The organism is Alistipes sp. 56_sp_Nov_56_25, from assembly GCF_001915285.1.
Taxonomy (GTDB): Bacteria; Bacteroidota; Bacteroidia; order Bacteroidales; family Rikenellaceae; genus Alistipes; species Alistipes shahii.
On the sequence record NZ_MNQF01000013.1, the window covers coordinates 24,451 to 38,058 of the forward strand.

Sequence of the window (13,608 nt, forward strand, 5' to 3'; positions counted from 1 at the left end):
GGCCGTCGGCCTGTCTTTTGCGCGTGCGTGTTTGCGGCAAAGCGGCAAAATCGCCGCAAATTACAAAAAAAACGATGATCCGTCAATGGAACGCGCCAAAACAAACGGGCCTATTCGAGGCATATCCCGGCGTTCTGTCCGGTCTGTCCGGCCGGAAACGGAGGAGGCGCCGGGGACGGCGGGGACGGTGGGGACGATGGGGCGGGAAGCCGGAGCGGCTGTCGCACCGGGCGGGTCCGGAAAAAGAAAAACGTCCGGCCTTGTAGCCGGACGTTTCGGTGCAGTTCGCTGTCATTGAGCGTCTCCTGGCGGAGAGAGAGGGATTCGAACCCCCGGTACAGTTGCCCGTACACCGCATTTCGAGTGCGGCCCGATCGACCACTCCGGCACCTCTCCTTTTCGGTCGCGGGAGGAGGACTTGCCCCGTTCTCCCGACCCAAAACCGTTGTTTTGGGACTGCAAATATAGACATATTTTTTATTTTCGCACATTTTCGTGCGGAAAAAATCACATTTGGTTGAAAAAACGCCTCCGGAGGCCCTGTTTCTGCCGCTTTTCCGGAATTATTCGTACCTTTGACTTCGTCGAAGATACGCCCGCCCGGCAAAATGCAGGCAAGTTTGCTTTTGCTTTCGCCGGTTCGTATCTTTGCAAACGGACGGACCCGCTTCGCGCATGCAGTATTTTCCGTGCGCGGCCGTTTATAAAGATGAACGATACTAAAACCGGTACGGTTTTCGTTTGGTATCTGAAGAACTAACGCAAACATTACGTGCGCTATGAAAAAGTTGAAAATTTTATTCGGAACCGTCATCCTGTCCGCAGGCCTCGCAAGCTGCTCGTCGGCTTACTACGCCTCGGCGGGGTATGCTTCCGACGATCTCTACGCCGTGCATGACCGCGCGGAGATCTCCCGCAGGAAGCAGGCCGAGGCCGAGGCGCAGCGCGCTGCCGCCGAAGCCCGCAGGGCCGAATGGGAGGCGCGGATCGCCGAAGCGAAGGCCGCTGCCGCGGAGAATAGCTATTACGAATACCGCTCTGCGGACGCAAATCCTTACGAGAGCGTGTTGGCCGACGACTATGAAAGCGCTTACGCGCGCCGCCTGCGCGGATTCGAGTCGCCGACCTACAAGATGCCATCGAGCTACATCAATGCCCGCTACGGTTCGGCCTTCAACTACGTGTCGGCCTACGACCCGGCGTTTTACAACATCGTGGTCATGGGCGACCAGGTGTGGGTGGAACCCAAGTACATCACCTCGATGTTCGGATCGTGGGGCACGGTGATCTACTCCGATCCGTGGTACTACGGGTGGAACAGGCCCTGGGGTCCGAGCTTCTCGTTCGGCAGCTGGGGCTGGAGCTTCGGGTGGAACTCGTGGCACAATCCCTGGTACGGACCCGGTTGGGGACCGTGGTACAGTTCGTGGTACGACCCCTGGTACGGACCGGGCTGGGGCTGGGGTCCCGGATGGCACGGGCATCATCATGGTCCCGGATGGGGGCCGGGCTGGCACGGACGGCCTTATCATTCGAACATCGTGCGCCGGCCCAATCCCTACACGTCGCCTTCGGGAACCCGCTACGGCGTGGGATCGCGTTCCGGCTCGAAATCGACCGGGTCGATGCGCGGCGGCAGCAGCGGCGGCCGGAACACCTTCGGCGTGCGCGACAACAGCGGCGGGCGGAACTCGTTCGGCGGACGCTATAATTCGGGCAGCTCGTCGCGCGGCGGCAGCCGATACAACGATAACGGCTACCGCAACTCCGGCGGCAACACCTACGACCGGGGCAACAGCTATAACAGCGGCAGTTCGTCGTCCTACAACCGCGGCAGTTCGCCTTCGTCGGGCGGCAGTTACGGCGGAGGTTCGCGCGGCGGGTCGGGTACGACCTCTTCGGGAGGCAGCTACCGGAACTCCGGCGGACGTTAACGGTTGACTTTCTTAATGTGCAAACGACTATGAAACGACTGATAATCACGCTTGCGGCCGCCGCGACGGCGGCCGGGGCTTCGGCTCAGCAATGGGGCGGACTTCTGATGGACAAGGACCTGCTGATGCCGACCGATATGATCGAACTCTCGCAGACGCAGTTCAACTTCGGCACGGCGCGCGCCATGGCCATGGCGGGGGCTTTCACCTCGCTGGGCGCCGACCTCTCGTCGATGTCGATCAACCCGGCGGGTCTGGGCATGTACCGCCACGGCGACATTTCGATCACGCCGATGATGTCCTTCGCGCGCAGCAAGGGCAACGCTCCGGAGTACGGGCGCAATTCGCGCGACCGCTTTTCGATGGCCAACATCGGTGTCGTGATCAACGCTTACGAGGGTTCGCGCTCGCTCATCAGCCTCAATGTCGGCTTCGGCTACAACCGCATCGCCGATTTCAACTACGACTATGGGTTCGTGCGGCAGAACCAGGGCGGCACGATCGGCGACGCCTATGCGCGTCAGCTGAACTGGGACGGCGTCTCGAAAAACGATTTTTATACGAACGGCGGTTCGGGCGACTGGGTTTGGCCGAACGATCCCCAGTATTGGAATGCGATGCTGGCTTACCGCGGGTTTCTGATCGACCAGACCGATCCCGACGATCCCGGGACGTGGAAACCGACATGGGTCGGGAACAATGCGGGCGTCGACCACTACACGATGCTGCGGAGCAAAGGCTCGATCGGCGAGTATGTGCTGTCGGTGGGCGCCAATATCAACAATAAAATCTACATCGGTGCATCGCTGGGCATCCAGAGCGTCTACCAGCGCAAGTACATCGACTATGTCGAGGAGTATTTCTACGATGCGCCGAGCCAGAACACGCCCGATTTCGGAAATTCCGGGCTGGACTATCAGCTGCTGCGCTGGAAACTCAACCAGAGCGTGATCGTGGACGGCACGGGCGTCAATTTCAAGGCGGGCATCGTCTATCGTCCGACGGCGAACCTGCGTCTCGGCGCGGCGATCCACACCCCGACCTACTATTCGCTCGACCGGAAATTCCAGAGCGCGGCGGCCGGACTGGCCTATGCCAACAACGATACCGATCCGAACGTGACGCCCGACAAGGATGGATACATTTCCACGGCGAACGATCCCAACATGACCTCGCCGCTGCTGGTCGACGACGGACCCAACGGCTGGTCGTTCGTCTCGCCGACGCGGCTGATGTTCGGCGCATCGTACACGTTCGGCGAGCGGGGCGTGATTTCGGTCGACTACGAGCGCGACTGGTACAACGGAATCCGCATCAAGGACAACCCCTCGGGGCTGGATTCGCAGTCGTGGTACAACGATTCGTTCCGCCAGAATTTCAAGGCTTCGAACATCGTGCGTGTGGGCGCCGAGTTCAAACCCCTGCCGGTGCTGTCGCTGCGTGCGGGCTTCGGTTACAGCGGTTCGATGGTCCGGGACGATGAGTTTCCGCCGGCATCGCCCGTCATCAAGCAGACGACCTATTACGGCGCAGGCGTGGGATTCGTCCTGTCCCGGGGCGTGCTGCTCGACCTGGCCTATCAGTACGTGTCGTCGAAACTGTCGGACTACTACCTGTTCTATGCCGAGGACAAGGTCGGGTACACCGAGAGCGCCCTCTATTCGACCGACATCAACCGTCACAACGTGGCGCTGACGCTCGGATTCCGCTTCTGATCTGTCGGCGATTTTCAGAAAAGCTCTCTGCAAAGGGAGCTTTTTTCAGATGGTATCCATAATTCTTGATTTTAATTCTTAATTTTTAATTAAAATCTTTAATTTTGCCGGATAAAACGCAAAATTAAAGATTTAGAGATATGGCAAAGGAACTGAAAGATCTCACGAAGTCCGACGAGAACTACTCGCAGTGGTATAACGACCTGGTCGTGAAGGCGGGACTTGCGGAGAACTCCGCCGTCCGCGGATGTATGGTCATCAAACCCTACGGCTACGCCATCTGGGAGAAGATGCAGGCTGCGCTGGACAAGATGTTCAAGGATACGGGACACCAGAACGCCTATTTCCCGCTCTTCATCCCCAAATCCTTCTTCTCGAAGGAGGCCCACCATGTCGAGGGATTTGCCAAGGAGTGCGCCGTGGTGACGCACTACCGTCTGAAGAACGATCCCGAGGGCAAGGGCGTCGTGGTCGATCCCGACGCCAAGCTCGAAGAGGAGCTGATCGTGCGCCCGACGTCGGAGACGATCATCTGGAACACCTATAAGAACTGGATTCAGTCCTACCGCGACCTGCCGATCCTCTGCAACCAGTGGGCCAACGTCGTGCGCTGGGAGATGCGCACGCGTCTGTTCCTGCGTACGGCCGAGTTCCTGTGGCAGGAGGGCCACACGGCGCACGCCACGCGCGAGGAGGCTGTCGAGGAGGCCGAAAAGATGATCCGCGTTTACCAGAAATTCGCCGAGGAGTGGATGTCGCTGCCCGTGGTCGTGGGCCACAAGTCGCCCAACGAGCGTTTCGCGGGCGCCGAGGACACGCTCACCATCGAGGCGCTGATGCAGGACGGCAAAGCGCTGCAAAGCGGTACGTCGCACTTCCTGGGCCAGAACTTCGCCAAGGCGTTCGACGTGCAGTACGTCAACAAGGAGGGCAAGCTCGAATACGTGTGGGCGACCTCGTGGGGCGTCTCGACCCGTCTGATGGGTGCGCTGATCATGGCCCATTCGGACAACAACGGTCTGGTCCTGCCTCCGAAACTCGCCCCGATCCAGGTGGTGATGGTGCCGATCTACAAGACCCCCGAGCAGCTCGCCGAGATCTGCGCCCGCTTCGGGGCGATTGCCGCAGAGCTGCGCGACAAAGGCATCAGCGTGAAGATCGACGACCGGGACAACGTGCGTCCGGGATTCAAGTTCGCCGAGTACGAACTCAAGGGCGTGCCCGTGCGGCTGGCCATGGGCGGACGCGATCTGGAGAACGGCACGATCGAGCTGGTGCGCCGCGACACGCTTGAGAAGCAGACCGTTTCGCAGGAGGGGCTTGTGGAACGTATCGAGGGGCTGATGGCCGAGATTCAGGAAAACATCTATAAAAAGGCGCTCGCCTACCGCGAGTCGATGATTACGAAGGTCGACACGTGGGAGGAGTTCAAGCGGGTGCTCGACGAGAAGGGGGGCTTCCTTTCGGCGCACTGGGACGGCACGGTGGAGACCGAGGTGGCGATCAAGGAGGCCACGAAGGCCACGATCCGCTGCATTCCGGTCGATGCGGTCGACGAAGAGGGCGTCTGCGTCTTCTCCGGCAGGCCGTCGCACCGTCGCGTGCTGTTCGCCCGCAGCTATTGATTTTCGATTTTATAGGGCATTTTTGCACTTGCTCTCGTGTGGCGCAAATGGGACGTACCGAAGTACTACCCATCTGCGCCGCACTTCGGTTAAGCGCAAACCTGCTCCTCTGAAATCAAAAATAGCTTGGAGCCGCATTTCGGTTAAATTCAGTTTCGTGATAATCGAAAAAAAAGCGTATTTTTGAATTTCAATCTTTTGAGCCTATGTCCAGCGAAGCGGAAATCCGGAAACGTAAAATCTACCGCGTGACCTTTGTGGGGTTCGTGGTCAACCTGGTGCTGTCTGTGCTGAAACTTGCCGCCGGAATCGTCGGGCGGAGCGGAGCGATGGTGGCCGATGCCGTCCATTCGTTCTCCGACCTGGCGACGGATGTGGTGGTGATCGCCTTCGCGCGGATTTCCGCCAAGCCCCGGGACGACGGCCACGATTACGGCCACGGGAAGTACGAAACCCTCGCCACGATCATCATAAGCCTCGCGCTGGGGATCGTGGGGGCCGGGATTCTCGCCGGCAGCATCCGCGACATCCGCATCGTGGTCGACGGCGGACTGCTGCCCCGGCCGGGGCTGGTGGCCCTCGTGGCGGCTGGGGTGTCGATCGTCGTCAAGGAGATTCTCTACCGCTACACCGTCCGTGAAGGCCGTGCGGTCGACAGCCCGAGCGTCGTGGCCAATGCCTGGCATCACCGTAGCGACGCCCTGTCGTCGCTGGGGACGCTCGTCGGCATCGCCTGCGCCTATTTTCTGGGCCAGAAGTGGCGTATCGCCGACCCCATCGCGGCGCTCGTCGTGGCGGTGTTCATCTTCAAGGTGGCCTTCGATCTGGTCCGCACGGGGCTGAACGAGCTGCTGGAGCGTTCGCTTCCGGCCGATGTGGAGGAGGAGATTCTGCGCATCGTGACGGCCGATCCCGAGGTGTGTCAGCCGCACAACCTGCGGACCCGCCGCATCGGGGCCGCGATTGCCGTCGAAGTGCACGTCCGCATGGACGGGGCGATGACCGTGGCGCGCTCCCACGCCCTGACGGTCGACATCGAACGCCGCCTGCGCGCCCGCTTCGGCGAGGGCACGATGATCGCCATTCATGTGGAGCCGCTGAAATAGCGGGGCGCGACCGGGCGGAATCTCATCGGCCGCTTTTGCCGGTTCGCCGGAGGCGCGGGCCTTCATTTTGTCCGCATACGGGATGTTTCTGGCACGGATTTTGTTTGTTTTGGGCGGAAAAAATGTGCCGGAATATTGCCGGCGGAGTAGAAAAATTTGGTATTTTCGGAAAAAGTGCTTATCTTGTCAACGTAAAGCCTCCGAAAATTCCGATGTTTTCAAGGCCCGAACAAGGAATTGTAACGACATCAGACAACTAAAAAAGGATCGCCTATCGGGAAAGAAATCTACTCTTAGTAACTAATTAGGAGACAAGAGTATGAACGTGCAAGTATTAAGTGACCAGGTATTGCTTAATCACTACCTTTCAGGTGACCGTAGTGCCATATCCAAACTCATCGAACGCCATAGCCGCAGGGTGAAGGACTACATCCACATGATGGTCAAGGACTGTGATGTGGCCGATGACATTTTCCAGGAGACGTTTATCAAAGCCGTCCGTGTGATCGACGAAGGCCGTTATACCGATAACGGAAAGTTCCTTTCGTGGATTCTGCGCATCGCGCACAACCAGGTGATCGACCACTTCCGCGCACAGCGGCAGAACAAATCCGTGAGCGAGGCCGAAGCCGGCTACGACGTGCTCGGGACGCTGAAGTTGTCCGAGCGTACGGTTGAGGATTCGATGGTCTGCGAGCAGATCGAACGCGACGTGCGCGCGCTGGTCGAACTGCTGCCCTCCGAGCAGCGCGAGGTGGTGATCATGCGTTACTTCTCGGGCTTGAGCTTCAAGGAGATCGCCGAACAGACCGACGTGAGCATCAACACGGCGCTGGGGCGCATGCGCTATGCGCTGATCAACCTGCGGCGGATGATCAAAGAAAAAAATCTGATCTTGAGTTGACCCCGCACAATATTCCCGAATGGGTTGCGTTATATAAATGCAAGCAAGTTAAAACCAAAGCCTATGGAGGATATTGACAAAAACGAGGTTTCAGACAACGGCATCTCCGAGGACGAAGACTTGATGATGCGGGAAGTGATACAAGGTGACGCTGATTTATGTTATCTGCACCACTATCTCTCGGAAGTCTTCCGAAAAGGGGATAATTTTTAAGGGTTAATTTTTGATGGGGAAGGGCGCCGGGAGGCGCCCTTCATTTTAGGGCTTTCAGGCCCGCTTTTTGTTCCTCGTCTCTAAAATTGACCGACTATGAAATTGAGTAACGCAAGTTTGCGGGTCTGGGACTACGGCAAGTGTTTCCGTTTTTATGCCTGTGAAGCCCTTGCCGCAAAGGGTGTCGGGTTTGTCGATCGCCCGTCCGACATACCCGGTTGGGGAGTGCGGGCCGTTCGTTTGAGAGCCCCGGAAGAGAGTCAGATCGAACTTTTCACCTTTTTTGGAATAATCCCATGACACGGATACGGATCAAACGGGTTTACGAAGCGCCGGCGCCGGACGACGGCTGCCGCGTGCTGGTCGACAGGCTCTGGCCGCGGGGCGTACGCAGAGACGCCCTGCATTGCGACGTCTGGGCCAGGGACCTTGCGCCTTCGGCCGGACTGCGCAGCTGGTATCACGCCGACCCCGGGGACCGCTGGGAGGAGTTCCGCCGCCGGTACACCGACGAGCTGCGTGCGTCGCAGGCCGTGCGGGAGTTCGTCCGCGGAATCGAAGGTGTGGACACGGTGACGCTACTCTACGCCTCGAAAAATGCGGCGGAGAACCATGCGCTCATCCTGCAGGAGTATTTGCAGAGAGCTGCCGGAGGGGCTACAACCGCGTGATCTTCGCGATTTTCGCCTCGCCCTGCCCCGGCAGCGGCTGGAAGACGATGATTTCGGCCTCGTAGGTTTCGAGGCCGGGCGTCGTGGTTTTCGCCGTGCAGATGAAGCGGTAGTTGGTTCCCGCCACGACCTGCGTGGCGACGCTCTCCGGGGTGTAGCTTACGCCGGTCATGCCGGTCGTCGCCCGGCGGAACAGTTCGCGATCGGACGCTTCGAGAGGCCGCTGCCCGGTATAGCCGCCGCACAAAATCGTTTTTTCCTGTTGCTTTTCGGTCCGTTTTTCCGGACTTCCGCATGCGGTCAGCAGCATGGCCGCAAGTGCTGCAATCGTTAATTTCAACATCGTCAGGGCGTTTTAGGTGCGAAAATTACTGATTTTCCGCCGAAAAGCCAAATAAACCGCGTGCAGGTGCCCGGACGCCGCGGTTCCGGGCCTGGGCGTTTCGGTGTTTTAAGGTTCGGTGTGTTATATATGATACGTGTATTTTTGTGTTTTATGTCCAGTTTTGCACCGTTAATTGTCTGAAATGGCGACGGGAACAGACTTTTGGGCCGGTTCGGACATGTGCAAACACGAATCAATTTGTGTGTCTATGAATATGAATAAGAAGATCCTTCCGGCGCTTCTTTTGGCCGTGTGCTGCTGGGCCGGAGCGTCGGCGCAGCAGGTGGCTGTGAAGACCAATCTGCTTTACTGGGCTGCCGCGACTCCGAATGTCGGGGCCGAGGTGGCCGTCGGGAAGCATTCCACGCTGGGATTCTCGGCCAACTACAACCCCTGGACCATCGGTTCGGACAATAAGATCCAGCATTGGTTCATCCGCCCCGAGTACCGTTACTGGGTGACCGAGAAGTATACGCGCCTCTTTTTCGGGGTACACGCCATCGGCGGCAAGTTCGAGGTCGGCGGCTTCAAGCTTCCGTTCATCGGCGACAAGGTATTCAAGGGGTTGCAGACCAACTATTACAAAGGTTCGTTCGTCGGCGCAGGCATCAGCATCGGTTACCAGTTTTACGTCAGCCCCCACTGGAACCTCGAACTTTCGGCCGGCGCCGGACTGGCCCGCCTGAGCTACCATGCCGAGCCGGTCAGCGGCCCGAAGCGCAGTTCCTACGTCGACTCCAAGCGTTTCCTGCCGATCCCCACCGAGATCGGCGTAACGTTCGTCTACCTGTTCAACTCCAAGAAATAAACGATGCGTCCCATGAAAAAATACTGCTTCCTTTTCGTATTTCTCGTTGCGGCGCTTTCGCTCCGCGCCCAGATCGTGGGCGATGTCGCCGTGACGCGCAAGGTGCTGGCCGAACGCGGCGGCGAGCTGCACATGGTGCTGGAAATATCGGTGTCGCGCAAGGCCGTGACCCGCTCGCAGAGCTGGACGATCCTGCCCGAGCTGAGCACCCCCGACCGCAAGTCGGTGAAACTCTTTCCCCACATCCTCATCAACGGCCGCTATCAGCAGCACATGCAGGAGCGCCGCCGCCGTCTTTCCGGCGCCTACTGGGCCGAGCGGCAGCCCTATATGACGATCAATGCCGATAAAAAGACCGATCAGGTGTTCCGTTACGAGATGAAGGTGCCCTACGAGAGCTGGATGGCCGGCGCCACGCTGGTGCTGCGCCAGGTTCAGACCTCGCCCGGCGGCGTCAGGCGGGTCTTTACGGTCGATGTGAACGGTGCGGTGGACGTTTCCCGCAAGTAAATGCCTGCCCGGATGATGAAACAGCGCGAATGGATGGGGTATGCGGCGGCCGTTCTTGCCGCGGGCGCATTCCTGACCGGGTGCGGAAATATCCGCAAACTGGCCAAGAGCGATCCCGAAGTGGGGGTGCACCTCCCGGCCCGGTCGGCACAGAACCCCGTGGCGCAGGCCGCCGATACGGCCCGCACCCAGAAGATCATTACCTACCGCAAGCAGGACGGCACGGAGCTTTTCATTACGCCCGTGGACGTCGATTCGCTGTCGGGCGAGAAGATGATGTCGGTGGCCATCGACGAGGTGGTCATTTCGGCCTCGAACCGCCGCAATCTGGTGGAGCGCAACGGCAAGATCAACGTCGAGTTCGTCGTGTCGGTCCCGCAGGAATTGCAGGCCCGGAACTGGCAGCTGGTCGTCGATCCGCAGCTGCTCAAGGGGGCGGACACGCTGGCGTTCGATCCGCTGGTTTACAGCGGCGACCGCTTCAGGACGATGCAGCGGCGCGAATATGCGCGTTACGACGACTACCTCGGACGGATCGTCGACAGCGCGGATTACTTCGAGCGGTTCGGCGATAAGAGAGCCTATTCCCGCTATATGGACCGCGTGGCGGAGCAGCGGACGAAGTATGCCGACGCCGAAGCCCGTCTGGAACGGATGACACCCGAGGAGGCGATGTTCGACAGGCAGGTGGGATGGACGACGCGCGGGGAGCGCCGCCGGCAGTACGCCCGGCTGCGCCGCTACGTCACGGCGACCGACCGCAAGGTGCGGGAACGGACCTCCTACACGCCGGACGCCAGCGACAAGTTCGACCATCTGAACGACTATTTTGCGCCGCGTTACCGGCATGCCTATACGGGCGACGACGTGCTGCCCGGCGGCGGGATCTACACCCGCGTGCAGGGCGAATACCCGGTCGACGGGGGCCGTGAACGCGAGGCTTACATCCGTTCGCTGACGGAGAATCCGGGGCGCGTTTACGGCGAGGTCTATACGGCCGACGATGCCGGGATACGCACGCTGGCGGGTCGGCGGCTCGCCTACACGGGGCTGCGCCGTCCGGAGGTCGAAGGGTTGCTGCGCGAAACCGGAGACAGCGCCGTCCGTGAGAATTACCGCATCCGCAAGGAGTATGCCGCCGACCGTCTGGCGGCGCTGAACGCCCTCGATACGGCGGAGGTGCGGCGCGGCATGCTGCGCGAAGGAGAGCTGCGGCGCAATTACGAGCGGGCCGTGAACAGTCCTGCGGCTTTCGCGCGCCTGGTGCGCCATCCCTATTATGCCGACGCACGGCTCGACACGGTGATCTGCCGGCCCGACGGGCGGATCGACTATTATTACACCGAGCAGGTGCAGGCCGACGAAAACTCGTCGAAACTCTATCTCTGTCTGGCCGGGGAGGTCGAGGACCGGAGCGGCCGCACGCACCGGATCACCCGGTCGGACACGCTGACCTACAACGTGGCCTCGATGACCACGTTCCTCGACGAAACGACGCGCTACATGCAGCGCATCGTGCTGCGCGACGCCGAGGCCAACGCGCGCTTCTTCTTCACCTTCCCGTCGGGCAAATCGACCCTTGTGGACACGCTGACCGCAAATCGCCGTCAGATCGCCGCCGTGCGTTCGCTGACGCGCGGCCTGATGACCGATCCGGTCTACATCATCGACAGCATCACGCTCCGCGCCACGGCTTCGCCCGAGGGAACCTGGCAGGTCAACGAGCGGCTGGCCCGCGAACGCGCCGAGGCGCTGCGCCGGGTGCTCGTGTCGGAGTTCCGCACGCTGTACGACTCGCTTCGGGTGTCGGGCAGCTATACGCTCGACGAGAACGGACGGCAGGTGCTCGACAGGTCTGCCGGGGAGCAGCTTCCCGACCTGCCGAACCTGCTGCGCACGAAGTGGCTGGCCGAGGACTGGGACGAACTCTACCGGCTGGTAGCTGCCGACACGCTGATCGCCGACAAGCAGGAGGTGCTGGCCATGATGAAGTGGGAGGGCAATCCCGACACCCGCGAATGGCGTATCCGGATGAAATATCCCAAGGCTTACGAGCGTATGCGCCGGGTGATCTACCCGCAGATGCGCGCTGTGGATTTCCGGTTCAACCTCCACCGCCGCGGCATGAAGCAGGATACGGTCTACACGACCGAGGTCGATGCCGAGTACATGCACGCCGTGGAGCTGCTCAAAAAGCGGCGGTATGAGGAGGCGCTCACGATCCTGCGTCCCTACGAGGACCGCAATACGGCGCTGGCCTACATGTCGCTGGGGTACGATGCCGCGGCGTACCGCATTCTGCGCGCCGAGCCGGACGCCGCTTCGACGCCCGACATCCAGTACATGCTGGCCATCCTTGCGTCGCGTCTGGGCGACGAGGAGCAGGCCGTGACCTATTTCCTGCGCTCGGTGGAACTGCGCGAGAGCCTGAAGTTCCGCGGCAATCTCGATCCCGAAATCTCCCGTCTGATCCGCAAATACGGGTTGTTCCGGGAGGATTTCGAATAGATGCCGCCGGAGAGATGAAAACCGGGACGCTCCCTCGTGGGAACGTCCCGGTTTTTTCGTCGCCGGACGTGTCAGCGGTCGCTGTGGAGGCAGTGGTGGGCGTTGCGGAGCTGGAGGGCCAGCGAGAAGGCCGTGATGCCGGCCAGGAGCAGCGTGATGCCGACCCAGACGATGACGGCCGTCGTGCCGATGACCAGCGGCTGGAACAGAATCCACAGCGAGCAGAGCAGCAGCAGCACGCCCGTGAAGATGGTCCAGCCCGAACCGGCGATCTCCAGGGCGCTCATGTCGCCGCCCAGTCCGATGGCGCTGAAACCGCGCATCATCAGCCAGAACCCGAGGAAGATGGGCAGCGTGGCGGCCGAAAGCCCGACGTTGAAGATCAGGATGATGCCGAGGATGATCTCGATGATCCCTCCGGCCATCATCCAGCCGCGGCCCGTGATGAAGTGTTTGTTGGCCGAGGAGAGCACGACCTCCAGGATGCCCGAAATCAGCATCAGCCATCCGAAGACGAGCGACATGCCCAGGTAGCTCTGGGCAGGGTAGACGAAAATCAGCACGCCGACCGCGAAGAGCGCGATGCCGATGATCAACAGCAGCCACCAGTAGCGGACGGCCTGTTTCGAATTTTCGATCAGTGAGGAAAAGTTGTTCATGGTATGAGGAATTTCTTCCTCTCGGAGCAATTTGCGTACCAGAGCCGTCGGGCCGCATACGCGGAAAAGGCCGGACAATCAGCCGGATGCCGGGCAGGGAAGCCGCGGGGCGCAGGGACGGGTTTCGGATTGACGCGGCGGGACCCTGATTAGCGGGGCAGGGTTCGGGTTGGCGGTCCGGGGCGGACTGGGTTGCCGGGATACGGTGGGGCGGGGAGAACCGCTTCGCCGATTTCGGGACGGAGATACCTGCTGTTTCGAAGCGCATCCGTTATGTTTTTCAAAGCGGAGAGCTGGAGCGCGAGGCGACTGTTTCCGAAATGGTTCGTCCGCTCATCTGGAAAGAGATCATATTTATATATAGTATATTTTATTCCATCCTTGTTTTTGGTTTGGCGGAGCAGTTTCGAAGCGGTCGCTCTGCCCGATTTCGCCGTCGGTCTGAAGTGCGAATCTGTTCTTAAAATGCGTATTTTGCAAGACTTTTTTATGCATTTAGAGCGTAATTGCTGATGATTTTTTTGCGAAAAATTAATTAGGATAAAATCTTTTTATTATTTTTGCGACAGA

At 59.9% G+C, this 13,608-nt stretch carries 14 protein-coding genes and 1 tRNA gene; 12 read left to right on the top strand and 3 right to left on the bottom strand.

The features are described from left to right. Positions 1-306: 306 nt before the first annotated feature. A tRNA-Ser gene (locus BHV64_RS05540) sits at positions 307-396 on the bottom strand. 121 nt (positions 397-517) lie between these two features. Here BHV64_RS05540 and BHV64_RS05545 point away from each other — a divergent pair. From BHV64_RS05545 to BHV64_RS05585, 9 genes are all read left to right on the top strand, one after another. Then, complete coding sequence (locus tag BHV64_RS05545; RefSeq protein WP_118406935.1) at positions 518-760, top strand: hypothetical protein; 243 nt, start codon at positions 518-520, stop codon at positions 758-760. 19 nt (positions 761-779) lie between these two features. Further along, positions 780-1,934, top strand: coding sequence for a hypothetical protein (locus BHV64_RS05550; RefSeq protein ID WP_118406934.1), 1,155 nt, complete (start codon positions 780-782; stop codon positions 1,932-1,934). Between the two features lie 29 nt (positions 1,935-1,963). Further along, a complete protein-coding gene (locus tag BHV64_RS05555) occupies positions 1,964-3,649 on the top strand; it encodes an OmpP1/FadL family transporter (RefSeq protein ID WP_288115632.1) in 1,686 nt (561 codons plus the stop codon). A 140-nt stretch (positions 3,650-3,789) separates the two neighbouring features. Further along, entirely contained in the window at positions 3,790-5,274 is a 1,485-nt protein-coding gene (gene proS, locus BHV64_RS05560; RefSeq protein ID WP_022061553.1) for a proline--tRNA ligase, read from the top strand. Between the two features lie 206 nt (positions 5,275-5,480). Beyond that, on the top strand, positions 5,481-6,380 hold the full coding sequence (locus tag BHV64_RS05565; RefSeq protein WP_015547126.1) for a cation diffusion facilitator family transporter: 900 nt from the start codon (positions 5,481-5,483) through the stop codon (positions 6,378-6,380). A 319-nt stretch (positions 6,381-6,699) separates the two neighbouring features. Then, positions 6,700-7,284, top strand: a complete 585-nt coding sequence (locus BHV64_RS05570) for an RNA polymerase sigma factor (RefSeq protein WP_044054352.1) — start codon at positions 6,700-6,702, stop codon at positions 7,282-7,284. A gap of 63 nt (positions 7,285-7,347) precedes the next feature. Next, entirely contained in the window at positions 7,348-7,497 is a 150-nt protein-coding gene (locus BHV64_RS05575) for a hypothetical protein (protein ID WP_015547127.1), read from the top strand. 96 nt (positions 7,498-7,593) lie between these two features. Beyond that, on the top strand, positions 7,594-7,797 hold the full coding sequence (locus BHV64_RS05580; protein ID WP_015547128.1) for a VOC family protein: 204 nt from the start codon (positions 7,594-7,596) through the stop codon (positions 7,795-7,797). Further along, positions 7,794-8,168, top strand: a complete 375-nt coding sequence (locus tag BHV64_RS05585) for a DUF488 domain-containing protein (RefSeq protein WP_015547129.1) — start codon at positions 7,794-7,796, stop codon at positions 8,166-8,168. The genes BHV64_RS05580 and BHV64_RS05585 overlap by 4 nt, the downstream gene beginning before the upstream one ends. Here BHV64_RS05585 and BHV64_RS05590 read toward each other — a convergent pair. After that, positions 8,155-8,511, bottom strand: coding sequence for a hypothetical protein (locus BHV64_RS05590; protein WP_022061555.1), 357 nt, complete (start codon positions 8,509-8,511; stop codon positions 8,155-8,157). The two genes, BHV64_RS05585 and BHV64_RS05590, sit on opposite strands and share 14 nt — an antisense overlap. A 250-nt stretch (positions 8,512-8,761) precedes the next feature. On the opposite strand from BHV64_RS05590, the gene BHV64_RS05595 reads away from it, so the two are divergent. Genes BHV64_RS05595 through BHV64_RS05605 form a run of 3 tightly spaced genes read left to right on the top strand, consistent with a single transcriptional unit; the run spans position 8,762 to position 12,379 of the window. Beyond that, entirely contained in the window at positions 8,762-9,361 is a 600-nt protein-coding gene (locus BHV64_RS05595; protein WP_015547131.1) for a DUF3575 domain-containing protein, read from the top strand. 12 nt (positions 9,362-9,373) lie between these two features. After that, entirely contained in the window at positions 9,374-9,871 is a 498-nt protein-coding gene (locus BHV64_RS05600; RefSeq protein ID WP_044054354.1) for a DUF3868 domain-containing protein, read from the top strand. A gap of 15 nt (positions 9,872-9,886) precedes the next feature. Continuing rightward, positions 9,887-12,379 carry a hypothetical protein gene (locus BHV64_RS05605; RefSeq protein WP_288115633.1) on the top strand — a complete coding sequence of 831 codons (2,493 nt, stop codon included), beginning with the start codon at positions 9,887-9,889 and terminating at the stop codon, positions 12,377-12,379. Between the two features lie 71 nt (positions 12,380-12,450). Here the strand turns inward: BHV64_RS05605 and BHV64_RS05610 are convergent, their stop codons facing one another. Then, positions 12,451-13,038: an HdeD family acid-resistance protein gene (locus BHV64_RS05610; RefSeq protein WP_015547134.1), complete on the bottom strand. Its 588-nt coding sequence runs from the start codon at positions 13,036-13,038 to the stop codon at positions 12,451-12,453. Between the last annotated feature and the right edge of the window lie 570 nt (positions 13,039-13,608).